This is a genomic window from Luteibacter sp. (genome assembly GCF_035539195.1).
GTDB lineage: Bacteria > Pseudomonadota > Gammaproteobacteria > Xanthomonadales > Rhodanobacteraceae > Luteibacter.
On sequence record NZ_DATLIW010000030.1, the window covers coordinates 398,896 to 423,773 of the forward strand.

Below are 24,878 nucleotides of genomic sequence, written 5' to 3' on the forward strand. Positions count from 1 at the left end.
GTGGGCTCAGTCGGTTATATCCGGCTCGAAGAAGCTCCAGCGCACGTCCTTGAATTCCGCCTTGAAGTCGGCCTCGACGATATTGATCGCCTCGATCATGGCCTTCGCCGTGGGTGCGGGAGCCATTTTAGCCTTGGTCGCCACCATGACATCCGTACCCATCTGCAGGGTCAGCAGGTTGTAGACCGAGTCGATTTCGGGGCGTGCGTCGAGGAAGGCGATCATCTCGGCGCGGCGCTTGGGCTCCACGCCCTGGCCGATGAGAAGCGCTTTCACCTCGCGGGCCACGGCCACGGCCACCACGATCAGCAGCACGCCGATGGCGATCGTGCCGATGGCGTCATAGACCAGGTTGCCGGTGAGGATGGTCGCGACGACGGCCAGCATGGCCAGGCACAGGCCGACCAGGGCTGCGAGGTCTTCGCCGAAAATGACGAGCAGCTCGCTGGCGCGGGTCTCGCGAAACCACTGCCAGAGGGTGCGGCCTTCGCGGGCCTTGTTCACTTCCTGCATGCAGCCGTGCATGGAAATGCCTTCGGTGACGATGGAGAAGGCGAGCACGCCGACGGCGAGCCAGGGCCACTTGAGCGGCTCCGGATCCGTCAGCTTGTGCACGCCCTCGTACAGCGAGAACATGCCGCCGACGCTGAACAGTAGGATCGCGACAAGGAACGACCAGAAATAGAGCGCTCGCCCCCAGCCCAGCGGATAGTCCGGCGAAGGCGGCCGCCGGGCCTGCTTCATGCCGAGCAGGAGCAGGCCCTGGTTGCCGCAGTCGGCTGCCGAGTGGACCGCTTCGGCGAGCATGGCCCCTGAGCCGGTGAACAGGGCGGCGACCAGCTTGGCGATGAAGATGGCGAAGTTGGCTCCGAGCGCGAGGAAGATGGCGCGCTTCGAATCGGCGTGTCCCGACATGTGTATCCCTGTCCCGGTGATCGATCGAAAGATCTTACCGTATGACGCCGACACCCACGCCGAAGCTGACGTTCGGATGGCCGCCGGACATCTCCTTGGCCGTCCACACGTGGGACTGGTTCACCGTGACCAGGGGGAAGGTATAGGAGGCCTGGCCCACGTTGCTGGCGCGCGTGCCGTTGATCCGGCCGGCCACGGTAACGAGACCGCCGGCGGGGTAGTCGAGGCTCTCGACATAGCCCGGCATGGCCGCGATGAAACGACCGTTGCCGGTGTCGTTGGATCGCGGACGCTGCGAGCCGTCGAGCGGATAGGCGAGGATTTCGATTTCGCTATGGTCGGCGAAGTTGCGCACCTGCACGATACGCCCGCCCCAGATCACGTCGGAGCTGCCATAGCGCTCCGGCTCGCGGGCCACCTGGGAGGGCGGCACGGCGACGTTGTTCGCCGTCGGCTTGTAGATCGGCGCCGGTGCGCAGCCGGCGAGAGCCAGCGCGAGAAGGGCGGCAGGGACGGCTAGACGGACGACGTTCGGGCGCATGAGTCAGCTCCTGGCAGGTAGCTGAACTTTAGCGCCGGCGGACTGAACGGGGTGAGTGCGGAGTGTGGGCAGGCTCTTCATCCTTGCTGTCCTCGACCAGCCAGGTCAGCCGATACTCCGACTCGCCCGGCTTGCCGAGCAACTTGGGCAGCAGGCGCAGCGAGTCGCGGAGGGCTTCATCCAGTTTCCACGGGGCGTTGATGATGGCGATGCCCGTACCGTTGAGGGTGAGCGGGGAGTTGTCCGGCCGGAGCAGGAGTTCGGCGACGAGGACACGCTTTGCCCCGCACTTGGTCAGCCAGCGGTGGAAGGGCTGGACGTGGCTGCGCAACTTGATCGGGTACCACACGGCATACATGCCGGTGGGCCACTTCTCGAGCGCGGCCTTGAGTGTTTTCTCGATGATGCGGAACTCGGCTTCCTGCGCTTCGAACGGCGGGTCGATCAGCACGAGGCCGCGTTTGTCCTTCGGCGGAACGAAGGCCTTCAACGCCTCGTAGCCGTCGCGCTCGTGCACATGGATACGCTTGTCGTGGTGGAACAGCTGGCGCAGGGCACTGGATTCGTCGTTGCGCGTGTCGACCATCTGCGCGGTGTCGTTTTCGCGCATGAGATGCGCGGCGAACCAGGGCGAACCCGGGTAATAGCGCAGCGAATCGTCGCCCGGGTTGCAGGCGCGGACGATTTCCAGCCATTTCCACAGGAGCGGCGGCAGGCCCGAGGCGGTCTTGAGCACGTTGAAGCCGTCGTCGGCTTCGCCGGTTTTGCGGGCTTCGTTGCCGCGGAGGTCGTAGCGTCCGCTACCGGCATGGGTGTCGATGTAGCAGAAGGGCGATGCCTTCTGCTTCAGCGAGTCGATCAGGGCCACCAGCACCATGTGCTTGAGGACATCGGCAAAGTTGCCGGCATGGTACGCGTGACGATAATTCATTCGCCCAGTATAGCGGGCCGGGGGACTGGCCCGCTTCGCGGGATCGCCGACGAATCGGCGAAGGGTAGTTGCCTCAATACGCGAACGTGACGCGCTTCTTCGCCGCATCGCCTTTCTCGATCCGGTCGAGCACGCCCATCGCGAAATCCGCGATCGAAATCCGGCTGTGTCCTTCGGCGTCGACCAGCAACTGTTCGCCGCCGACCCGGAAGCTGCCCTTGCGCTCGCCCGGTGCGATTTCGGCGGCCGGGCTGATGTAGGTCCAGTCGATGGGCGCCTTGCTGGCGCGGAAGACGTCCAGGGCCGCGATCTGTGCCTTGGCGCCGGTCTTCCAGGCTTCCGGGAAATCCGGACTGTCGATCAGGCGAACGCCGGGCGCGGTCTCCAGGCTGGCGGCCCCACCAACCCAGGCGAAACGGCGCACGCCAGCCTTGGACAGTGCGTCCAGTAGCTGCGTGGCCTGACGGGGCACATTGGCCGGGTCGGCATGGTCGCTGAGACTGGCGATCGCCGCATCGGCGCCGGCGACGGCGGTCGCGTAGGAGGCGGGCTGGCCGACATCGCCCTGGACCACGGTCAGGGCGGCATGCGTCGTGGCCAGCTTTGCCGGGTCACGGACCACGGCGGTGACCTGGTGGCCGCGGTCGAGGGCTTCGTCGAGGATCACACGGCCGATGTTGCCGGTAGCGCCGAACAGGACGATCTTCATGGGGGTAGGCCTGCGTCAGGGAAAGGATGGAATGAAGGATGCGCCTTCGATCGTTGCGGAAATACGCCTTCCTGGACAATTCATCGTAAAGTATGGCTTTACAATCGAGTGGGCCACATGGCTAGCGAGATCAACCTCAACCGCCTCGGCGTCTTCGTCGCCCTGGTTCGCGCGGGCTCGTTCACCGCGGCCGCCCGGCAACTGGGGACCACGAAGGCGATGGTCAGTCAGCACCTGGCCAGGCTCGAAGAGGAGCTGGGGGTGAACCTGCTCGTGCGCAGCACGCGTAAGATGTCGCTCACCGATGCCGGCGAACGATTCCACGAAGACTGTGCTCGCGTGCTGGCCGATGCCGAATCCGCCATCGCACGCCTCGGCGAGTGCCGGAACACACCGATGGGCGTATTGCGCGTGGCGGCGGCTGCCGACCATGGGCCTGCGGTCGTCGCGCCGGCGCTGGCCGCGTTCGCCGAGCGCTATCCGCAAGTGAGCGTGGAGCTCGTGGTCAGTGACGCGGTGGTCGACCTCATCGCCGAGCGTTTCGATCTTTCGATTCGACTGGGTTGGCTGCGAGATTCCAGCCTGCGCGCCGCGAAGCTGGCGAGCTTTCGCCAGTGCCTCGTCGCATCGCCGGCCTATCTTGCAAAACACGGCACCCCTCAAACACCGGCCGAACTGGCCGGGCATCGGTGGATCGCACTGACCATTCTCGCCTCGCCCACGCGCTGGACCTTCACCGACGCCAACGCTGCCGAGCACGCCGTGCAGATGCGCAGCACGGCCAGCGCGAATACCACCCTGGCCGCGCACGGACTGGTCGTCGCCGGCATGGGCGTATCGGTGCTGCCGGACTACGTGGTGGCCGAGGACCTGGCCGCGGGACGGTTGGTGACGGTGTTGTCGGATTTTCGCCTGCCGGAGGGGGGCGTGCATGCGGTCTATCCGGTACGCCAGCCGTCGGTGAAAGTACGCGCCTTCATCGATCTCCTGCGTGAACGTTTGCGCGATCATTCCCTGCAAGCACCCTGAAGCCAGCCGTGAAACGCTCCCGCTCACACACCAGCGAGGGTTTCGCCATGCGTGTTGCCGCGATCGGTACCGGAAAGGGAGCGACGCCATGAAGGCCGCGTGGATTGCCGATGCGGCCGGTGGCGACCTGTCGATTCGCGTGGGCGACACGGATCCACCGGCGCATGCCGACGAGCGCCTTCTGGTGAATGTCGACGCCGTCGGACTGACCTTCGGCGAGCCGCACTGGGTCACCAACGGGACCATGGCGCTACCGGACGGCTCGAAACGGCCTCTACCGGTGATTGTTGGCCATGAATTCGCCGGCCGTGTCGCGCATGTCGGTTCCGCGACCAGCGGCTTCTCGGTGGGCGATCGCGTGGTCGGTCTCATCGATTTCTGGCGCAATGGCGCCGCGGCGGAGCAGGCCAGCGTGCTCCCCGGCGAGATCGCGCGCTTGCCCGATGCGGTCTCCGCGGTCGAGGCGTCGACCTTGCCGATCGGTGCGCTGACGGCCTGGCAGGGGCTGTTCGACTTCGCCAGGCTCAAGGCCGGCGAGACCGTGCTTATCCACGGTGGCGCGGGTGCGGTGGGAACGTTCGCCGTCCAGATCGCCAAGGGCATTGGCGCGCGCGTCGTCGCCACGGCGCGCGGCGATGAAGGGCTCGCCCTGTGCCGCGAACTCGGTGCCGATGTGGCGATCGATACGACGCAGGGACGCTTCGAGGACTCGGCGGGCGCCGTCGATGTCATCTTCGACACCGTGGGTCGGGATCTGCTCGAACGCAGCTGGCAGTTCGCGAAACCCGGCACACGCCTGGTTACCATTTCGGGCGAGGCCGAGGATGCGCCATCGCCCGAGCGTGCGCAGCAGCTCGGCATCGAAGCCTTCTGGTTCATCGTCAAACCCGATCCCGCGCAACTGGCGGAGATCGTGCGCTGGGTGGCCGACGGACGTATCGCGGTACAGGTCGATCGGACCTATCGTCTCGGCGAAGCGCGGAAGGCGTTCCTCGATGCCGACTCCCGCGCGAAGCGCGGCAAGACGGTGCTCACCGTCTAGTCGCCCTCGTGCATGTGTCAGCTCATCTGGTCGCCGCGACGCAGGTTGATGTGCAAGGCCGTGGCGACCACCAGCATCGATTCGTCGTCGTTCGACGAGGTGATCCAGCCGGCGGAAACGTCGTCGTCCGCCTCGCGTGACCACAAGGTATAGCCATGCGGCTTGAGTTGGTCATAGGCGCGGTTGAAAATTTCGGCGGCGTCGATATCTTCATGGAACTCGTCGTCGTCCGGATCGCCGTCCCAGTCCATGCTGACATCGTGGAAGCGCGATACCAGTTCCTGGAGCGCCTCGACCAGGGCGCGCGTGTCGTCGGCATCCACTTCGAAGCTGGATTGCCAGTCCGTCACCTGGCAGACCAGACGAATGGGGTCGTCATCGCCCTGGTCTTCGACTTCGTTGCGGTAGTCGCCGAACTGTTTCTTGGCGGCTTCCTCGTCGCCAGGGTTGATCATGAGCAGGAGCTGCCAGACGTGTTTCTCGACGGTGTCCTCGCTCTCGTCATCGTCGTAGTCGCGTTCTTCGTAGGATTCGTCGTCGTAGGAATTCATGGGGATGCGCCTGTCGGTCAGGCGGTCATGATCGCATTTTCCGAGTTGACAAACCTGCGCCGCAATGCAACAAATAGCCTTCCAAGCCCTTTCCCAGGCGATCCACTCACCAGTGAACGCACTCGACTTCAGCGCAAAGACCTCCCCGATGACGTTCGCGGCCATGCCGCGTTGCTCGGTGGTTTGCGCGTGTTGTTGTTGTCGACTGGCCTGAGTCGCCCACGTCCGGCGCCTGACGCCCTGACGTAGACACCGCGGCCGCGCCGCGGTCGCTCTTCCTCCCTCGTTCTTCCGGTCGTGCCCGATCGGCGTCGCCTTGTCGCGTCGCCGGGGCATGGCCGTCTTCCCACACCCGGCGCCCGGTGGCGTCGGTGTTCCACCTCGTCCCCAGGGGAATCCTCGTCCATGTTCGCTCTCGTCCCACGTCGCCGCACGCCTTTGTCCATCGCCGTTTCGCTGGTCCTGGCCGCTTCCGCGGCACCCGTCCTCGCACAGGACGCCACGCCCGCCGACAAGCCCGAGTCCGCCAGGGCCAGCCAGCTCGACACCGTCATCGTCACCGGCACGCGCAGTACGGAACGGACCGTATCCAGTTCGCTGCAGCCGATCGATGTGATCACGCCGCAGCAATTGCAGCAAAGCGGCGCCACCCAGCTCACGGCCGCCCTGGCGCGGCTGGTGCCTTCGTTGAACTTCCCGCAGCCGACCACGATCAGCGGTGCCGAAGTGGCGCGTCCGGTGACCCTGCGTGGCCTGAGCCCGGATCAGGTCCTGGTCCTGATCGACGGCAAACGCCAGCACAGCGGCGCCTTTCTCAACCTGGGCGGCGCTATCGGACGAGGCTCCAATCCGGTCGATCTCAACGCCATTCCGATCTCGGCGATCGAGCGCATCGAGGTGCTACGCGACGGCCAGTCCGCGCGTTACGGTTCGGACGCGATCGGCGGCGTGATCAACGTCATCCTGAAGAAGGGCGGCGAGGGCGGTCAGGTCACCGCGAAGTTCGGTGGCTATGACGCCGGCGACGGGCTGCAGCGGCAGCTCAGCGCGGATACCGGCTTCAGGCTCGGCGACAAGGGTTCGATCCACGTCGCGATCGATACGCAAAACAACGACTACACCAATCGCGCAGGCCGCGACCAGACGGCCGCCGCCAAAGGCACGACATACAACCAGAAGGTCTACCGCCTGGGCGACCCCGCCGTGCAGTCGAACAAGGTGTCCCTGGTTGGCCAGTACGCATTCAGCAAGGCGGCCGAGGTGTACTTCGAAGCCCTGTATCGTCGCGACCGCGACGAAACCGCGAGCCTCTACCGGCACCGTGGCGATGCCACGAACGTGACCGCCATTTATCCCGAAGGCTATCTGCCGGTCAGCGTTCCCATCGTCGACGACACCACGCTTACCGCCGGTCTGCGTGGCGAACTCGGCGACGGCTGGCACTATGACGCGTCCGTCAGCCACGGCTCCAACGAGTACGACCAGCGCAGCCATGCCATCAACGCCGACTGGTACAAGGCCTTCGGCTACACGCCGTTCTTCATTCAGGGCGCCGATTACAAGACCAACCAGCAGGTCGGCAACGTCGACATCAGCAAGGAGTTCTCGCCATCGTGGCTGGCCAATCCGGTCAGTGTGTCGTTCGGCGTGGAGTACCTGCGCCAGGCCTACAAGGTGACACCTGGCGATGCCGTATCGCAGTACGGCGCGAACGGCGGCATCACCGGCGACCTGCGAGGTAACTGGCAGCGCCACGATGTGTCCGAGTACATCGATCTCGAAACCAATATCACCGATCGTTTCGCGCTGTCGCTCGCCGGCCGCCACGAACAGTACAGCGACTTCGGCGGCACCACCTCCGGTTCGTTGTCCGGTCGCTTCGATTTCACGCCGCGCGTCGCCTTGCGTGGAAGTATCGGTACCGGGTTCCGCGCACCGACCCTCGTACAGCAGCACTATGCCGACATTTCGCAGCAACTGCAGGACCTCGGCCACGGTCAGGTGCTGGTGCAGTCAGGGACGTTCCCGGTCGATGCCCAGGCAGCTAGTCTTCTTGGTGCCGAGAAACTCAAGCCCGAAAAATCGCGTAGTGCGACGCTCGGCCTGGTGCTCGAGCCGCTCACGGGTTGGAACGTGAGTGTCGATGCGTACTACATCAAGATCGCCAACCGCATCAATCTGTCGTCGAACATTCCGGTCAACACCCCGGCGGTCAACACCTATCTTCTGGCCAACGGTGTCGATGCGAACTACCAGTCGATCCGTTACTTCACCAATGCCGTGGATACGCGCACGCGCGGTCTGGACCTGGTCAGCCAGTACGCTTTCGACTTCGCCAACGGCGACCGCCTGAACACGACGCTGGGCTGGGCGTACAACGAAAACGAAGTGACCAAGGTGAAGCCCAACCCGGCGATTCTCGACGAGCTGGGCGTGGCGGTGCAGCGTGTGGAGCGTCGCGAGCGGCTCGGCCTGCTTGGCGATACAAATCCGCGGACCAAGCTGGACGTCGGCTTCGATTACCTGCACGAGCGTTGGGCGGCTCACGCCAATGTGCAGCGTTACGGTAACTACACCGTCTATAGCAACAGCGGCAATGCGCTCGACCAGAACTTCGCGCATCGCTGGACGCTGGATCTCTCGGCCGACTACAACCTGGACAACTGGACCTTCAGCGCCGGCGCGGACAACGTGACCAACGCGCGACCGGAGCAGGTCAAGTATGCCAATTCGACCAACGGTAACTTCAAGTACAGCCTATTTTCACCGCTCAGCTGGAACGGACGCTACTACTATGCCAGCGTGACCTACCGGTGGAAGTGATGACGATGAAGCTGTTGTTACCCGCGCTGCTGCTCACCGTTGCCATGGCGACGCCGGCACAGACTGCCATCGCGCCGGCACAACGCGAGCTCGAGCAATCGGTAGATGCGTCGATCGCCGCCGCCGACCTGGATGGCTGGCTCAAGCGGCTGACGTCCGCGCCCAACCAGGTCGGCTCGCTTCACAACAAGGAGAATGCCGAGTTCATCGCGGCGAGCCTGCGCAGCTGGGGCTGGCAGGTCGCGGTGGAGCAGACGCGTGTCCTGGTGGCGTATCCGACGGTGCAGAAGCTTTCGCTGGCGGGAGGCGACCGCTACGCCGCCGACTTCGGCGAGCCGGCCGTGGCGGGCGATCCGGACACGACGCGTCGGGACGGTGTGCTGCCCGGCATGGAAGCCTATGCAGCGGACGGCTCGGTCGACGCGCCGTTGATCTACGTCAACGAAGGCTTGTCGAAGGACTACGACGAACTCGCCCGGTCCGGTCAGTCCGTCGAGGGGAAGGTCGTTCTGGTGAAATCCACCGGCGCCGGACGCTGGGTGAAGCCGCGCCTCGCGCAGCAGCACGGCGCCGTCGGCGTGGTGATCTACTCCGATCCGGATGCCGACGGCTTCGCCAAGGGTGACGTCTATCCCGACGGCGCCTGGCGAACGCCGCGCACCTTGCAGCGAGGCACGCTGGGTATCGACAGCGTGCTGGACACGAAGAGTGCGAAGACCTTCCAGGCGAACCGGCACACCGACGACCTGCGCCTTCCCGTTGTCACCATCGGTTACGGCGATGCCGAGCACTTCCTGCGTGCGCTGGGCGGTCCGGCGGTGCCGAACCGGTGGCAAGGCGGCCTGCCGCTGACCTATCACATCGGCGGCGATGCGACGGTTCATCTCGAGGTGCGTTCGCCCTGGGAATGGCGCACGCTCTACAACGTGGTCGGCACGCTGCGTGGCAGCGAGTATCCCGACGAGTGGGTGATTCGCGGCGTTCATCACGACGCCTGGGTCTACGGTGCATGGGATCCGCTCGCCGGTACCACGGCGCTGCTTGCCGAGGCGCGCGCCATCGGCGAACAGGCCAGGGCGGGTCATCGGCCGCGGCGCACACTGGTCTTCGCCAGCTGGGATGGCGAGGAGCTGGGCATCCTCGGCTCCAAGGCATGGACGGACCGCCATGCCGCCGAGCTCGCGCGCAAGGCGGTGTTCTACCTCAATAACGACACCACCGGGCGTGGCTTCCTCGCTGCCGCGGGCGACCCGTCGCTGGCGAACCTGGTCGATAGTGTCGCCGATGAACTGCGCGACCCGGAAACCGGCGCCACGGTGCAGGCACGTCGCCTGGCCAAGCGCGCGGTGGATGCGGCGGAAAAGGGCAAGGATGTCGACGGCGGGATCGTGCCGCAACGCCTGGGTACCGGTTCGGACTACCTGGCCTTTGCCCATCGGCTCGGCGTTCCGTCATTGCATGTGCGCTACGGCTACGACCGTGACGGCGACGACGAAAACGTGCCGGTCTATCACTCGCTCTACGACACCTATGCGCATTACCAGCGCTTCGGCGATCCCGGGCTCGCCTACGTGAACCTGCTGGCCCGGACCAACGCCCGACTGGTGCTTCGCGTCGCCAATGCCGACATCCTGCCATGGCGCTATACGGCGTTCGCGCTGTCGCTGGGCAAGGACATCGACCGGCTCGCGACGGGCACCGCGGCGGAGCATCGCGATGCGGTACGTCGCAATACGTTGCTCGAGCACGATGCCTATCGCCTCGCGGCCGTCGCCTATCGCCATGAGCAGCCGCCTTCGCCGGTGAACGATGCGTGGCAGGAAATCGACCTCGGGCCACTGCACGATGCACAGCGCGAGCTGCTGGCGGCCGCGCAGGCCTACGACCAGGCCGCAGCCGCGGCAGGAACGATCACCGCGACCCAGTCGGCTGGGGTCAACCGGGCGCTCCGCGAGATCGCACCGGCCTTCCTGCAGGCGTCGGGATTGCCGCAGCGCTCCTGGTACCGGCATCTTCTCCAGGCCCCTGGACGCAGGGAAGGCGAGGACACGGCCCCCCTGCCGGGGATCGGCGATGCGATCGATGCGCGCGCGTGGGACGAGGCGCGGGACGAGGTGCGCCTGACGGCGGTGGCGACCCGCCGGGCCTCGGCGCTGCTGACACAGGCCACGGCGATCCTCGCGGCCCGTCCCCGGTGACGCACGAACTTACGATCGCCTCGCCTCCGCTATAGTCCCGCCACCTGACATCGTGGAGTGGCGGCATGAGCGAACATACCCAGGAGCCGGCGGCAGCCCATCGTCGCAAGAAAGGCTGGGGACCGATTCGTTATGCGCGTTCCCGGCCGCGACTGCTCATTGCCGCGGTCATCGCGGTGGTCGCCGCGGTCGGCCTGGAGTTCACGGGGCTGCACCGCAGCGTGGCGCTCCTGCTCGGTTTCGACATCGGTGCGCTGGCCTATCTGCTGATGATCCTGCGCATCTTCTTCGGGGCTAACCAGGCGACGATGCGCCGACAGGCACGCATGCAGGATTCGGGGCGCTGGACCACCTTGCTTAGCGGTGTCGCGCTGTCGGCTATCGTGCTGACGGCGGTGACCACCGAACTCAACTCGGGAAGCAAGGGCGGCGCCTTCGCGATAGCCGTGGCGGCGGTAACGATCATCCTCTCGTGGTTGTTCATGAACACCTTGTTCGCCTTGCACTACGCGCATGGTTACTACGGCGATATCGGCGCGGAGCACAAGGGCCTGGACTTCCCAGGGGACGACCACCCGGACTATTGGGACTTCGCCTATTTCTCCTTCACCATCGGCATGACTTTCCAGGTGTCCGATGTGCAGATCACGACACGCTACCTCCGCCGTGTCGCCCTGTTGCATAGCGCGATCGCCTTCTTCTTCAATGTCTTCATCATCGCCATCAGCGTGAACATCGCCGCGGGCAAGGCCTGAGTCGTCATGCCGCGTGCGGCCGGTGCACGCGTACGCACAGCAGTACGCCAGTGACCAGCGCTACGACCGCGAGGCACTCGATCGCGGTCGGCAGCCGCCGCTCCCAGAGGAAGCCGTAGAGCAGGGCGAAGAGGGTCTCGAACAGGATCATCTGTCCGACCAGGGTGAGCGGCAGCAGACGACTCATCCGGTTCCACAGGCCGTTGCCCAGGATCGACGCGAAGACCGCGATACCGGTGCTGATCGCCAGGAAACGGAGCCAGGCCGAAGTGTCGTGCGTCGTGGCGTCGGCAAGCAGGGCGACTGGCACGAGGAGGAGGGCCAGTGCGCCGGTGACCACGCCGGTGAGCAGGTTCCAGTCATGCGCGGACACGTGGTCCAGGCGCGCAAGCCAGCGTGCGTTGACCACGGCGTACGCCGTCCACGCGGCGAGGGCACCGATCGCGCAGAGCAGGCCGAGCAGTCGATGGGGGTGCGTCTGACCCTGTGTCCCGGCCATCGCTTGCCAGGCGATGCAGGCGATGGCCATGGCGCTGAGCCATAGCGAGGGAGCCAGTCGACGCAGCGAAATGGCGCCCGCGGCGCGACTTCCGACCAGGGTCACCACGACGGGCAGGAAGCCGATCACCAGCGAGGTCATCGCGACCCCTCCCCATTGCACGGCACTGGCCAGGAGCACGTAGTAGAGGATGTTTCCCAGCAGGCTGAGGCCGACCAGCCCGCGCCAGTGGGATCCTTCGAGCCACGCATGCAGGGGGCGCCAGCGGGGCACGAGCAGGCCTGCCGAGATCAGGCCGTAGACGAGGTAGCGGCCGGCGGCCAGTTGCAGGGCGGTGAAATCCCGGGCCAGTTCCGGTGCCAGGAAGACCAGTCCCCACAGGGCCCCCGCGGCGATGCCGAAGCCGATGCCCAAGCCCAGGCGGGCGCGATCTTCCAAGGGTAACTCCTGCGAAAACGGCAAGGAAGGCGAGTTTACTGCCCAAATTTCTTATTGACGCGACGCCGCAAACACGGTGTGCTGCGTTTAGCCGTCCATTCGGCACGGCCCGTCCTGGGGTCGGGTAACAAGGGGAACACCTATGTATACGAAATCGATCTTTCGGGCGAGCGCGTTCGCCTTGCTTATGGCACTCGCCGCCGGTCCGGCCGCGGCCCGTTCGGCGGATGAAACCCCGCCGGATACCCTCTGCACGGTCATCGGGACGGCTGCCCGCTATCTCGGCACCACCGTGACGGTACGGGGCGTGGCCTCGTCGGCGGGCAAGGTCACCCTGCTTTCCGACGCGGAGTGCAAGGGCAGCGTCAGCCTCACCCTGGACGACGGCGGTACCCGCAAGCGCGACATCGCATCGTTCAAGCGCGCGGTGGCGTCCAATGGAGCGCAGGCGACCGCCACGGTATCGGGTCGCTTCCGTTCCACCGACGACGCGAAGTCGCCCTACGCGATCGACGTCTACAGCGTCCGCGACGTCGTCAACGTCCAGTAAGCCGGCGACGCCATCCCGTCGCCGTCGCTTCGAGACGTTCGGTGAGGCCTATCCGCTCCAGGAAAACCTCGTCGTGAGATACGACCACCAGTGCGCCGTCATAGTCGCGAAGCATCGCCTCGAGCGCGTGAAGCGATGGAAGGTCGAGATGGTTGCCCGGCTCGTCCAGGAGCAGGAGTGCCGCCGGTGGGTCGGCGTAGATCGCCATGGCCAGCCCGGTGGCCAGCCGTTGCCCCCCGCTCAGGTGGCCCGAGGGCAGGGTGGACGCACGCGCGTCGATGCCGATCTGTGCCAGGCGGGTGCGAATTTCACTCTCGGACGCGGCCACGTTCGCGCTGCGTAGCAGTTCGAGCGCGGATACCTGCGGGTCGACCTCGACACAGTGCTGGTCGAGGTAGGCGACGGGCGCCAAGGCCTGGCGACGTCCCTCCGCCGGGGCCAGTTTTCCCGCCAGCGTCCGCAGCAATGTCGACTTGCCCGAGCCGTTCGGGCCGAGAAGCCCGATCCGTTGGCCCACGGTGATCGACAGGTCCAGCCGCTCCCGCGTTCCCGGCAGATGGGCCAGTCGCACCTGTTCGAGACTGGCGATGCGAAACGGGCGGTGGCTCGCCCCGTTGGCAAGGCGCATGACCGGCATGGCGCGGTCGTCCACCCGTCGCGCGGCGTCGCGAACGCGTTCGCTCAACAACGCACGCTGTTCGTCCTGGCGTTCGCGCACGCGTCCTGCGGTGGCCTGGCTGCGTTCTTTCTGCCGGCCGAGCAGGATGGGCGCCTGGTTGGCGAGGCGCGCGCCACGGTTGCCGCGCGCCTCGCGGCGCTCGGCCCGCTCGCGCTGCTCACGCAAGGCGCGCTCCTCGCGGCGACGTTCGGCCTTGCGCTGGTCGAGGTCGCGCTCGGCTTCGGCACGTTCTTCCTCGCTGCGCGTGGCATACAGGTCATAGTTGCCGCCGTACGAGCGTAAGCCGAGCGGCGACAGTTCGACGATGCGCTCCATGTGACGCAACAGTTCGCGATCGTGGCTGACCACGATCGCTCCATTCGGCCAGCGTTCCAGTCGATCGATGAGCGAACGGCGCGCATGGCGATCGAGGTGGTTGCTCGGCTCGTCGAGGATGAGGAAGTCCGCTTCGCTGAGCAGGGCGCCCACGAAGGCGACGCGCGTCGCTTCGCCGCCGCTCAGCCGCCGCATCGGCACGTTCGTATCCAGATGGCCAAGGCCTTGCGCCTGAAGAACGGTATCGAGGTCCTGGCGGATGCTCCATCGTGTGCCGACGATCTCGTAGTCGCGCGGGTCCACGCTGCCGCCTTCGATGCGCGCGAGCGCGTCGAGGATCGGCGCGACGCCGGTCGCCGTGGCAACGGTCGCGTCGTCGCCGCCAGGTGGCTCCTGGGCGAGATAGTGCGTCCTGCCGTGGACCAGCAGGCGACCGGATGTGGGCTGCCATAGTCCGGCCAGCACGCGTGCGAGCACGCTCTTGCCAACCCCGTTGCGGCCGACCAGGCCGGTACGCCGCAGGTCGAAGGTTTCATGAAGGTCGGAGAACAGCCGGCGACCGTCCGGCAGCAGGCAGGTAACCCCTTGAAGGGTCAGGCTTGGGTTCGTCATGCGTTTTTCCAGCAATGCTAAGAACTCCCCCTGCGGGCAGGGGCTTCGGAGTCTTGCCGTCAGTTAAGACGGGGCATCACTGGCGCATGGGACGAACACCTCACAGATGGGATGGGCACCGAAGTGTAGCGTCCGCGGCCGCAGCAGTATGAACGTACGCTTGGTCTTAGGCCGTTGGATCGATTGAAACCGATGTGCTGGCTGAGCTACGGTGAGCCACCCGAGGAGATCCCTATGACGTCGCAGCAGCTCGCGCGTTCCGAATCACCCGATGCGCTCACCTGGTGGCGCCACGCTGTCATCTACCAGGTCTATCCGCGCTCCTTCGCCGACGGCAACGGCGATGGCATCGGCGACTTGCCCGGTATCACCACGCGTTTGCCGTACTTGGCAGCCCTTGGTGTCGATGCCGTCTGGCTTTCGCCGTTCTACCGGTCACCGCAGGCGGACGCCGGATACGACGTCTCCGATTATCGCGACGTCGATCCGCTGTTCGGCACGCTCGATGATTTCGACCGGATGCTGCAGCAGGCGCATCGCCTGGGTCTGCGCGTGATCGTCGACCTCGTCCCCAATCACACCTCCGACGAGCACGCGTGGTTTCGCGAAGCGCTCTCCTCGCCGGCCGGCAGTCCCGAGCGGAAGCGCTACCTCTTTCGCGACGGTACGGGCGAGTACGGCGAGCTTCCACCGAACAACTGGCAGAGCATCTTCGGCGGCAGGGCCTGGTCGAAAGTCCCCGGCGACAGCCAGTGGTACCTGCACCTGTTCGACAGTCGACAGCCCGATCTGGACTGGAACCATCCCGACGTTCGAAAGGACTTCGAGGACGTGCTCCGCTTCTGGCTCGACCGCGGCGTCGATGGCTTCCGCGTGGACGTGGCCCATGGCCTGATCAAGGCGGAAGGCCTGCCTGACTTCGCCGGCCACGTGGCGATGGTCGAGGGCAGTGGCGGCGCGCATTCCAATCATGGTCCGATGTGGGACCAGGAAGGCGTGCATGACATCTACCGTAGCTGGCGTCGTGTCCTGGACGAGTATCCGGGCGACCGCATGATGGTGGCCGAGGCGTGGGTTCATCCCCCGGCACGCCTCGCCCGCTATGTGCGCGCCGACGAGATGCAACAGGCATTCAACTTCGACTACCTGCTGACCCACTGGAACGCCGACGACTTCCGTGCGGTGATCGATCGCTCGCTTGCCGTGGTCGGTGAAGTCGGCGCGCCGACCACATGGGTCATGTCCAATCACGACACGGTGCGGCACAGCTCGCGTTATGGGCTCAGCATACCGGGTGCGCGACCGCGCGGCATCGATGCCGCCGGCGAACAGCCCGACGAAGCACTTGGCCTCCGACGTGCGCGCGCCGCTGCCCTGCTTACCCTGGCACTGCCGGGTTCGGCGTATCTGTACCAGGGCGAAGAGCTCGGGCTTCCCGAGCACACCACCCTCGAGGCTGAGCACCGGCAGGATCCGGCATTCTTCCGTACCGGCGGCGCCGAAATCGGCCGCGATGGTTGCCGCGTGCCGCTACCGTGGCACAGCGATCAGCCCAGCTATGGCTTCGGCAGCGGGAGCGCGACATGGCTGCCCCAGCCGGCTTCATTCGCGCGCTACGCCGTCAATCGGCAGGATGGCGTGGCCGGCTCGACGCTTGAACTCTACCGATCGGCGTTGAAGCAGCGCCGCGTTTCCGCGCTGGGAACGGGCACGCTGACCTGGCTGGCTTGCGCCCCAGGCGTGGTCGCCTTCGCCAATGGCCCGGTCAGGGTCTTCGTCAACACCAACGACTACCCGGTCGCCTTGCCCGACGGACGGGCGATCGTCGCTAGCGAACCTCTGCTCGCCGATGGGCAGTTGCCCGCGAACGCAGCCGTCTGGCTCGCGGGAACATAGTGGGCGCGGACATCAAGCCCGCTTGATCGTGCCTGGCATGTTCAGCAACGCGGCGAGGTAAGGCGCGGTGCGGCTCTCCGTCGACCTGGCGACGTCGTCCGGCGTGCCGGCTGCGACGATCCGGCCGCCCTGGTCGCCGGCGCCGGGCCCGACGTCGATCACCCAGTCGCTTCCCGCCACGACGCGCATCTCGTGCTCGACGACGATGACGGTGTTGCCGGCGTCTACCAGACCCTGCAACTGGGCGACCAGCTTGTCGACATCGGAGGGGTGCAGGCCGGTCGTCGGTTCGTCGAGGATATAGACACTGCTTCCGCGCTGGACGCGCTGCAACTCGGTAGCCAGCTTGATGCGCTGGGCTTCGCCGCCGGAGAGCTCCGTGGCCGGTTGGCCCAGGCGAAGGTAGCCGAGTCCGATATCGCGAAGCAGCAGGAGCGACTTCAAGACGTTGGGCTCGCCGGCGAAGAATGCGCAGGCCTCGTCCACCGTCATGCCGAGTACCTCGGCGATGTTCTTATCGTTCCAGCGGATGGCCAGGGTCTGTTCGTTGTACCGGGCGCCGTGGCAGGTGGGGCAGGGTGCGTAAACGCTGGGCATGAACAACAGTTCGACACTGACGAAGCCTTCGCCCTCGCAGGTCTCGCAGCGGCCCTTGGCGACATTGAAGGAGAAGCGCCCGGCGTCGTAGCGCTTCGCCCTCGCTGCCTTCGTGGCAGCGAACAGCTTGCGCACATGGTCGAACAATCCCGTATACGTCGCCAGATTCGAACGCGGGGTGCGACCGATCGGTTTCTGGTCTACCTGGACCAGGCGCGTGATGGCGTCGGCACCCGCATGGATGTGGCCGGTGGTTCTGGTGATGACATTCGGCTCCATGTCCTCGCTTTCGTCCTCGGCGACGCGTGGCTCGTGGCCGAGATGTTCGCCGAGCAGCTCAACCAGCGCCTGGCTGACCAGGCTCGACTTGCCGGAGCCGGAGATACCCGTCACGGCGGTGAATACCCCCAGCGGAAAACGTGCCGCCAGGTGGTGGAGGTTGTTGCGCGTGACATGGCGCAGCTCGAGCCATCCCGTCGGCTCGCGCGGCTCGCGGCGCGCGAGTCCGGCTTTGCCGAAGAGGTAATGCGCGGTGTGCGAAGTGGCGATCTTGGCCAGGCCTGCGGGAGGCCCGCTATAGAGGATTTCGCCGCCGCGTTCGCCCGCGTCCGGACCTACGTCGACCAGCCAGTCGGCGCGTCGCATCATGTCCAGGTCGTGTTCGACGACGAAGATCGAGTTGCCCGATGCCTTCAGTTGGTCGAGGGCGTCGAACAATGCCTCGCCGTCGGCCGGATGCAGGCCCGCCGAGGGTTCGTCGAGCACGTAGACCACGCCGAACAGGTTGCTGCGTATCTGCGTGGCGAGACGCAGGCGCTGCAGCTCGCCGGGTGACAGGGTGGGACCGCTGCGATCCATCGACAGGTAGCCCAGACCGAGGGACTGCAGCGTCCCGATGCGCGCAAGAAGATCCTCTGCAATGCGCTGCGCGGCGATGCGCTTCTCTTCCGACAGATTCGGCGTGCGTCGTACATCCGACGAGCCTTCATGCCCCAGGCCGCCTGCCGCCACGCGGCGCGCGATGTCGCGTTGTCCCGCGGCTCGCGTCTGCGTTGCCTTGCCTGCGCTGGCGAGGTCGTCGAAGCGACCTTCGGCGGCGGGACGCAGCGTGTCGGCCAGGGTATCGAAGGACATCGCGGAGAGGCTGCCGATATCGACACCGGCGAACGTGACCGAAAGCGCTTCGCGTTTCAGGCGCTTGCCGTCGCACACAGGACACAGGCTGCCGATCATGAAGCGCGACACCCGCTTCTTCATCAGCGGGCTCTGCGTCGTGGCGAACGTGTGCAGCACGTAGCGCCGCGCGCCCATGTAGGTGCCCATGTAGCTCGGTTCGGTCTTGCGTTTCAGCGCCGCCCGGGTCTCCGCTGGCGTGAAGCCCGCATAGACCGGCGCCACCGGTTGTTCCTCGGTGAACAGGATCCAGTCGCGCTGCTTCTTTGGCAGGTCGCGCCACGGGATGTCCACGTCGTAGCCCAGGGTGACGAGAATGTCGCGCAGGTTCTGCCCGTGCCACGCCGGCGGCCAGGAAGCGATGGCGCGTTCGCGGATGGTCAGCGAGGGATCGGGCACCATGGTCTGCTCGGTGACCTCGTACACCTTGCCCAGGCCGTGGCAGTTCGGGCAGGCACCCTGCGGCGTATTCGGCGAGAAGTCTTCCGCGAAAAGCATCGGCTGCTTGGGCGGATAGCTACCGGCCCGTGAGTAGAGCATACGCACCAGGCTCGAAAGCGTCGTAACGCTGCCGACGGACGATCGCGTACCTGGCGTACCGCGTTGCTGCTGGAGCGCGACCGCCGGCGGCAGTCCTTCGATCTCGTCCACATCCGGCACGCCCACCTGGTCGATCAGTCGGCGGGCATAGGGGGCCACGGATTCGAAGTAGCGACGCTGCGCTTCGGCGTACAACGTCCCGAAGGCCAGCGAGGACTTGCCCGAGCCGGAGACGCCGGAGAAGACCACCAGAGCATCGCGGGGCACGTCCACGTCGATGTTCTTGAGGTTGTGCTCGCGAGCGCCGCGAACGCTGACAAAGCCGCTACGTTTCTTCATGGCGAGGATTATCGTCGAAACGGGTGCACGCGCCGTGCACTACGCCGGGTCGGCATAGGCGACGATGCTCCGCGCGTACTGCGCCGGCGATTGACCGACATGCCGCGAGAAGGCGACGGTGAAGGTACTTGCCGACCCATAGCCCACGCGCTCGGCCACCTCGGCGACGCGGCCTTCATGGCGGCGCAGCAGGTCTTTGGCCATCGCCATGCGCCAGGTCAGCAAGTATTCCATCGGCGTGACACCCACCGTGTGTTGGAAGCGCTCGAAGAACGTCGTGCGCGAAAGCGCCGCTTCCTTCGCCAGCTCAACCACCGTCCACGAATGCGTGGGCCGATCGTGCAGGGCGCGAAGCGCGGCAGCGACCCGGTCGTCGGCAAGGCCTCGCACCAGGCCTGGCGACGCGTCGGTTCCTGCCGATGAGCGGAGCGCCTCGATGAGGACGAGCTCGAGCAGGCGCGTGAGGACGACGTCGCGTGCCGGTCGTTGCGCGCGCGATTCCTCGCGCATCAACTGCAGGAGGGTGACCAGGCGCGGTTCCCCGCGCACATGGACGAAGCGCGGTAGCAGGGATACCAGCAGCGACGCATCCGGCGAGCCGAAGGTGCAATGTCCGGCGAGCAGGCGCAGATCGGTGTCGCCCTCCGGCGTGCCGATGCGGAACTCGTTAGGCGCCACCTGCCTGGGCGGTCCCGACTCGATGCCCACGGGCGGTGCGTCGAGACTCGACATGACCACGCCGTACGTCGCCGGGATCAGGGTGAAATCGCCGGGCGAAAGCACCACCGGTTCCTGGCCGTCGACGGCCATGCGGCAGGCGCCATCGAGCACGGCGCAATAGGACGGCTGCCCGGCGTCGGAGCGGCTGATGCGCCACGGGCCGGCGCCGTGCACGAGCTTGAAGTAGCGCATGCGCGGCTGGAGCAGGGTGACCACCTCAGCGAACGGGTCGGCCATGGTCGGACTCCTGCTAAAGAAATTCGGATTTTCGATTGTAGCAAGTTCGCCAACGGCGGCCTATCGTGGATTCTTCGCTCACCCATGAAGGTTCTCCATGAAGACCATCCTTATCACCGGTTGCTCGTCCGGCTTCGGCCTCGAGATCGCTCGCTACTTCCTTGCCCGCGACTGGCATGTCGTCGCGACCATGCGAAACCCCCGGAACGATCTGTTCGCTCCGTCAGATCGCCTGCGCATTCTTCCGCTCGATGTGACGGACCAGGAAAGCATCCGGAGCGCCGTCGAGATGGCCGGCCCGATCGACGCCCTGGTCAACAACGCGGGCTTCGGCGCCGCATCGCCGGCGGAGCTGACGCCGATGTCGACGGTGCGCGAGGTCTTCGAGACCAATACGTTCGGGACCATCGCCATGACCCAGGCCGTGTTGCCGCAGTTTCGCCAGCGCAAGGCAGGTGTGGTCGTCAACGTCACATCGAGCGTGACGCTCAAGCCGTTACCGCTGGTGTCCGTATATCGAGCAAGCAAGGCTGCCGTGAATGCGTTCACCGAATCCCTGGCCGAGGAGCTTGCCCCGTTCGGAGTCCGGGCTCACCTGGTGCTACCGGGGCGCTCGCCCGAGACGGCCTTTCGCGACAACGCGGGTGGCCACATGCACGGTCTGGATCACGAGGCGTACGCAGCGTTCGTCCAGAAAGTGTTCGCAAGGATGTTGGATACGACCTCGCCGGTTACGTATTCGCAGGACGTGGCCGAAGCCGTGTGGCACGCAGTGACCGATCCGTCGGCACCGATGCGCATCCCCGCCGGTGCCGATGCCAAGGCGTGGGCGGCCGAAAACGCATAGCCTTCTGCACGCCTAGCCGTCCAGCAGGCCTGCGCGGATGGCGTCCGCCACGTCTTCCGGCGTGCCGATTCGTCGACTCAGCGCATCACGGCGCACCGCCGCCGGATGCGCCCCTGCCCACAGGCGCCGGAAGGCGGCGTCGCCCGGCACACCCTGCAGCGTACCGGCGAGCGCCAGGGACTGGGGGCGGAGCAAGGCCGGTGGCCCCAGCGCCTCGCCATAGGCGGAAACCACGTCGCAGCTGCCGTCGTAGGCGGCGAACAGCTTCTGCAGGTGATCGGTAGCGAGACATGGCTGATCCACCACGGTGACCAGTACGGGATACGCGCGCCCGGCGAGCGCCGTGGCGGCCCGGGCCAGCGACGACGCGACCCCGGATTCCCAGGTGGGGTTGAACACGATCGTCGTGCCCGTGACCAGGGGCGCGAGTGATTCGGCATGAGCACCCAGCACCACCAGGAGACGGGTGGGGCAGGTCTCCTTCGCCAGGCGCACCGCGCGCTGCAAGAGGGTTTCCCCACCGATGGTCAGCCGTTGCATGGGCTTCTCCAGCCCGGCGCTGCCATCCGCCGCGAGTACCACGGCGTCATGTCCTCCACGTCCCCACATATCGACCCCAGGAAATTGCTACACGACGGCCCCTGCCGGGACTGTGCGTTTTGTCGCATTATGGCACCCCATGAACACACCCACTCCAGTACCGAACGAAGCGCGGCAGGGCAGCATCGCCTGCGTCGGCATGGGCATCACGCTCGGCTCGCACCTGACGCCGCTTGCGCGCAACCATATCGAGACCGCGGATGTGGTGTTCGCCGCTCTCTCCGATCATGTGGTGCAGCTATGGCTGGAACGACTGAATCCGGACGTTCGTAGCCTTCAGTCTTACTACCGTCCAGGCAAGTCGCGGATGAAGACCTATCGCGAATGGGTCGACGTCATGATGTCCGAGGTGCGAGCAGGGAAGCGCGTTTGCAGCGTTTTTTATGGCCATCCGGGCATTTTTGCCTGGTCGCCGCACAAGGTGATCGAAGTTGCCCGCGCCGAGGGCTACCAGGCACACATGGAGCCCGGCGTGTCCGCCGAAGATTGCCTGTACGCCGATCTCGGCATCGATCCCGGCCGGGTCGGCTGCCAGCATCTCGAGGCCAGTCAGTTGCTTTTCTTCGAGCGCAACCTGGACACCACCAGCCACGTGATTCTCTGGCAACTCGGTGTCGTCGGCGATCGCTCGCTCGGGCGTTTCCGGACGCCAGACGCGTACCGGGAGCTCCTGGTCGAACGCCTGTACCAGGATTACCCAGCGGATCACGAAGTCACCGTCTATCGTGCGCCGACGTTGCCGGTCGAGGGGCCACACATCCAGCGCATGGCCTTGCGCGACTTTCCGGCCGCCGAGTTCACGGGGCAGGAGACGTTGGTATTGCCGCCCGCCCATGCGCTAAAGCCGAACGCCATCATGCGTGCGCGTCTGGACGAACTCGATGCGGTTTATGGCACGGGGGCCGAACCCGCCGTACCAGCCTAAGCACTAAAGGTATCGTCCAGCCTGCCGCTACCGCTTTATGCCATACCGTCTTTGCGCCATCGAATGCGGGTGGAGGGGCCAAACCAAACATGGATCAGGGGAAGAACATGCGTGACACCGTCGAACTGCTTGAGGCCATCGGCCGTGATGCCAAGCTGCGCCACGCGTCGCCCGAAGAACTGGCAAGGGCGCTGGAGGCCGAGAAAGCCTCGGCCGGCCTGCGCGAACTGGTTGCCAGCGGCGACAGCGCCGCCCTGACCGAGGAGCTTGGCCTCGTGCAGATGCACGTCGAGCATCAGAGCCAGACCGGCGGGCATGAGGGCGATGGCCATGATGATCACCACCACCATCACCACGACGACGACAAAGACAAGGACGACAAGCCGAAGAAGCAGCCAGACGATCGTGGCAAAGATACGCCCTCGACTTGAGGCGGGTCGGGCATGGCCCTCAGCTGCCTTCGCCGCACGCGTGTCTGGCTGGTGCCTTTGGCAATAGCCCTTTGGGCGCAAGCCAATGCCGTCCATGCCGCTGCGCTGTTGCCAGCGGAATCCGAAAGCGAGCGGCTCGCCCAGGTAGATAGCATTCGCACGACGGATCACGCGCGCTTCGTCGAAGGGCTCGGGCAGCTCCATCGCGATGCGGCCAACCTGACGGTGAGCGAAAAGCGGTACCTGCGCTACCTCGACGGATGGGAATCGAACTACGAAGGCCGCTATCCGGAAGCGGAAGCTATTCTTCGCGACGTCATGGTACAGGCCGATGACGACGCGCTGGGTACCCGCGCCACCGCCATGTTGATGAACAACCTGAGCGAGCAGGGCAAGTACGCGGAGGCCTATGCCATAGCGACCCGCGCGGCGGACACGCTGCCAGTCGTGAACGATCCGGTGGCCCGCTTCGTGCTATTGGCTAACCTGTCGCAGATGCTGACCTTTGCGGGTCAGCCCGACCTGGGCCTGAAGTACGCCGACATGATGCTGGAGGCCACGCCCGCGGGCCAATCCGTATGTCAGGCCATGGTGCAAAAAGTCACCGCGCTGGAGGGCTCGCGCGAGTTGACGTCCAGCAGTCCCGAATTGTTGAAGACGATCGAGACCTGCACGGCGGACGGCCAGCCGATTTTCGCCAACACCATGTCGCTCATCCTCGTGGACCGTCTTTACGAGGAGCGCCGGCTGACCGAGGCTCTGGCTGCCATCAAACGGATCGAGCCCGGGATCCAGGCGAGCCAATACTTTCCGCACGTGATCTCCCTTGCGAGCCAGCGCGCTCAGATTTACGAACAGATGGGCAAGGTTGCCGAGGCGCGAAAGGCGGCGCTCGAGACCGTCGCCATGGGCCACGCCGGCGACATCAACGAGGCGCTTCGTTTCGCCTATCGCGTGTTGTATTCCATCGAGAAAGCGCAAGGTCATCACGCCAGCGCGCTGAATTACTACGAACACTACGTGATCCAGGATCAAGGCTACCTGCGCGATGCGAACGTGAGGAATGCGGCTTATGAGGCTGCCCGCCAGCACTTTCGCGCCGAGAAGCTCGAGACGGAAGGCCTTGGCAAGGAAAACCGCATCCTGCGACTTCAGCAGGCATTGGATGCAAAGGCCGTGGAGACGAGCCGGCTTTACATCGTGGTGATGTCCCTGGTTCTGTTGTCGATCATCTTCTGGATGCTCCGCATCAAACGCTCGCAGCTTCGCTTCAAGTGGCTGTCGTCGTGCGATGGACTGACCGGGATCTTCCACCACCAGCATTTCATGAGTGAATCCGAGCGGGCGTTACAGGTTCTCGAGAAACGGTCTGGCGACGGTTGCCTGGTCTTCCTCGACCTGGATCACTTCAAGCATGTGAACGACACGCACGGCCACGCTGTGGGCGACGCGGTGCTCAAGCATGCTGTAGCGACCTGCAAGGGGCAATTGCGCAAGGCCGATCTGTTTGGACGCCTCGGCGGCGAAGAGTTCGGCATGCTGCTGATGGATACACCACGCCTGCAGGGCACCGTCGTCGCCGAGCGTATCCGCGTCGCCTTGGCGGCATCGCCGCTGATCATGGACGGTCTGGTGATTTCCTTCTCGGCCAGCATCGGCCTTGCATGCACCGATATCACCGGCTACGACTTGCAGCGATTGTGCCGCGCAGCGGATGCCGCCCTCTACCGTGCCAAGCGCAAGGGGCGCAACAGCGTCGTGACCGACAGCGAGGAAGGCGGCCGGACGACCTCGCTGTCGCCGCCTTCCGTATCCGCGGACCCGCGCACGGCGTGACGCCCCGCGTCGGCCGCCGTTGCGAATACAACCGATCGCCTTAAGATTTTTGCAGCGCAGCGTGACAGCTTTGCGCTTTAGCGTCTTAATTCATCCCCAGGGGATTTAGATCGATCCAAGTCACATAGGGTTCGGATCATGTCGCGGCTG

21 protein-coding genes are annotated in these 24,878 nt (G+C 65.5%); 11 read left to right on the forward strand and 10 right to left on the reverse strand.

What is annotated here, in order from left to right:
• Window positions 1-6 precede the first annotated feature (6 nt).
• The 4 genes from VM621_RS11630 to VM621_RS11645 form a co-directional block, all read right to left on the reverse strand.
• A complete protein-coding gene (locus VM621_RS11630) occupies window positions 7-915 on the reverse strand; it encodes a cation diffusion facilitator family transporter (protein WP_325469110.1) in 909 nt (302 codons plus the stop codon).
• A 34-nt stretch (window positions 916-949) separates the two neighbouring features.
• On the reverse strand, window positions 950-1,456 hold the full coding sequence (locus VM621_RS11635; RefSeq protein WP_325469111.1) for a Slp family lipoprotein: 507 nt from the start codon (window positions 1,454-1,456) through the stop codon (window positions 950-952).
• A 28-nt stretch (window positions 1,457-1,484) separates the two neighbouring features.
• Window positions 1,485-2,387, reverse strand: coding sequence for a 23S rRNA (adenine(2030)-N(6))-methyltransferase RlmJ (locus VM621_RS11640; RefSeq protein ID WP_325469112.1), 903 nt, complete (start codon window positions 2,385-2,387; stop codon window positions 1,485-1,487).
• A gap of 73 nt (window positions 2,388-2,460) precedes the next feature.
• Window positions 2,461-3,096, reverse strand: a complete 636-nt coding sequence (locus VM621_RS11645; protein ID WP_325469113.1) for an NAD(P)-dependent oxidoreductase — start codon at window positions 3,094-3,096, stop codon at window positions 2,461-2,463.
• A gap of 117 nt (window positions 3,097-3,213) precedes the next feature.
• On the opposite strand from VM621_RS11645, the gene VM621_RS11650 reads away from it, so the two are divergent.
• Both VM621_RS11650 and VM621_RS11655 read left to right on the forward strand, forming a co-directional pair.
• Complete coding sequence (locus tag VM621_RS11650) at window positions 3,214-4,125, forward strand: LysR family transcriptional regulator (protein ID WP_325469114.1); 912 nt, start codon at window positions 3,214-3,216, stop codon at window positions 4,123-4,125.
• A gap of 88 nt (window positions 4,126-4,213) precedes the next feature.
• Window positions 4,214-5,167 carry an NADP-dependent oxidoreductase gene (locus VM621_RS11655; protein ID WP_325469115.1) on the forward strand — a complete coding sequence of 318 codons (954 nt, stop codon included), beginning with the start codon at window positions 4,214-4,216 and terminating at the stop codon, window positions 5,165-5,167.
• A 17-nt stretch (window positions 5,168-5,184) separates the two neighbouring features.
• Here the strand turns inward: VM621_RS11655 and VM621_RS11660 are convergent, their stop codons facing one another.
• Window positions 5,185-5,718, reverse strand: a complete 534-nt coding sequence (locus tag VM621_RS11660; protein WP_325469116.1) for a DUF6630 family protein — start codon at window positions 5,716-5,718, stop codon at window positions 5,185-5,187.
• A 405-nt stretch (window positions 5,719-6,123) separates the two neighbouring features.
• Here VM621_RS11660 and VM621_RS11665 point away from each other — a divergent pair, with 405 nt between their 5' ends.
• From VM621_RS11665 to VM621_RS11675, 3 genes are all read left to right on the forward strand, one after another.
• Window positions 6,124-8,541 carry a TonB-dependent receptor gene (locus VM621_RS11665; RefSeq protein WP_325469117.1) on the forward strand — a complete coding sequence of 806 codons (2,418 nt, stop codon included), beginning with the start codon at window positions 6,124-6,126 and terminating at the stop codon, window positions 8,539-8,541.
• On the forward strand, window positions 8,541-10,739 hold the full coding sequence (locus VM621_RS11670) for a transferrin receptor-like dimerization domain-containing protein (RefSeq protein WP_325469118.1): 2,199 nt from the start codon (window positions 8,541-8,543) through the stop codon (window positions 10,737-10,739). Before VM621_RS11665 ends, VM621_RS11670 begins: the two co-directional genes overlap by 1 nt.
• A gap of 65 nt (window positions 10,740-10,804) precedes the next feature.
• Window positions 10,805-11,494, forward strand: a complete 690-nt coding sequence (locus VM621_RS11675) for a DUF1345 domain-containing protein (protein WP_325469119.1) — start codon at window positions 10,805-10,807, stop codon at window positions 11,492-11,494.
• Between the two features lie 4 nt (window positions 11,495-11,498).
• On the opposite strand, the gene VM621_RS11680 is transcribed toward VM621_RS11675, so the two are convergent.
• On the reverse strand, window positions 11,499-12,431 hold the full coding sequence (locus VM621_RS11680; RefSeq protein WP_325469120.1) for a DMT family transporter: 933 nt from the start codon (window positions 12,429-12,431) through the stop codon (window positions 11,499-11,501).
• A 142-nt stretch (window positions 12,432-12,573) separates the two neighbouring features.
• On the opposite strand from VM621_RS11680, the gene VM621_RS11685 reads away from it, so the two are divergent.
• Window positions 12,574-12,981: a hypothetical protein gene (locus tag VM621_RS11685; protein WP_325469121.1), complete on the forward strand. Its 408-nt coding sequence runs from the start codon at window positions 12,574-12,576 to the stop codon at window positions 12,979-12,981.
• Here the strand turns inward: VM621_RS11685 and VM621_RS11690 are convergent.
• Window positions 12,968-14,587, reverse strand: a complete 1,620-nt coding sequence (locus VM621_RS11690; protein ID WP_325469122.1) for an ATP-binding cassette domain-containing protein — start codon at window positions 14,585-14,587, stop codon at window positions 12,968-12,970. The genes VM621_RS11685 and VM621_RS11690 overlap by 14 nt on opposite strands.
• 234 nt (window positions 14,588-14,821) lie before the next feature.
• Between VM621_RS11690 and VM621_RS11695 the strand changes: the two genes are divergently transcribed.
• Window positions 14,822-16,483, forward strand: coding sequence for a glycoside hydrolase family 13 protein (locus VM621_RS11695; RefSeq protein ID WP_325469123.1), 1,662 nt, complete (start codon window positions 14,822-14,824; stop codon window positions 16,481-16,483).
• A 12-nt stretch (window positions 16,484-16,495) separates the two neighbouring features.
• Here VM621_RS11695 and VM621_RS11700 read toward each other — a convergent pair whose 3' ends face one another.
• Window positions 16,496-19,132, reverse strand: a complete 2,637-nt coding sequence (locus tag VM621_RS11700) for an excinuclease ABC subunit UvrA (RefSeq protein ID WP_325469124.1) — start codon at window positions 19,130-19,132, stop codon at window positions 16,496-16,498.
• Window positions 19,133-19,171: 39 nt separating this feature from the next.
• On the reverse strand, window positions 19,172-20,089 hold the full coding sequence (locus tag VM621_RS11705) for an AraC family transcriptional regulator (protein ID WP_325469125.1): 918 nt from the start codon (window positions 20,087-20,089) through the stop codon (window positions 19,172-19,174).
• 97 nt (window positions 20,090-20,186) lie between these two features.
• On the opposite strand from VM621_RS11705, the gene VM621_RS11710 reads away from it, so the two are divergent.
• On the forward strand, window positions 20,187-20,936 hold the full coding sequence (locus VM621_RS11710; protein ID WP_325469126.1) for an SDR family oxidoreductase: 750 nt from the start codon (window positions 20,187-20,189) through the stop codon (window positions 20,934-20,936).
• 12 nt (window positions 20,937-20,948) lie between these two features.
• On the opposite strand, the gene VM621_RS11715 is transcribed toward VM621_RS11710, so the two are convergent.
• Window positions 20,949-21,545 carry a nucleotidyltransferase family protein gene (locus VM621_RS11715; RefSeq protein ID WP_325469127.1) on the reverse strand — a complete coding sequence of 199 codons (597 nt, stop codon included), beginning with the start codon at window positions 21,543-21,545 and terminating at the stop codon, window positions 20,949-20,951.
• A 70-nt stretch (window positions 21,546-21,615) separates the two neighbouring features.
• Here VM621_RS11715 and VM621_RS11720 point away from each other — a divergent pair, with 70 nt between their 5' ends.
• The 3 genes from VM621_RS11720 (at window position 21,616) to VM621_RS11730 (ending at window position 24,728) form a co-directional block, all read left to right on the forward strand.
• Window positions 21,616-22,461, forward strand: a complete 846-nt coding sequence (locus VM621_RS11720) for an SAM-dependent methyltransferase (RefSeq protein WP_325469128.1) — start codon at window positions 21,616-21,618, stop codon at window positions 22,459-22,461.
• 107 nt (window positions 22,462-22,568) lie between these two features.
• Window positions 22,569-22,892: a hypothetical protein gene (locus VM621_RS11725; protein WP_325469129.1), complete on the forward strand. Its 324-nt coding sequence runs from the start codon at window positions 22,569-22,571 to the stop codon at window positions 22,890-22,892.
• A 12-nt stretch (window positions 22,893-22,904) separates the two neighbouring features.
• Entirely contained in the window at window positions 22,905-24,728 is a 1,824-nt protein-coding gene (locus VM621_RS11730; RefSeq protein WP_325469130.1) for a GGDEF domain-containing protein, read from the forward strand.
• The last annotated feature ends 150 nt before the right edge of the window (window positions 24,729-24,878 follow it).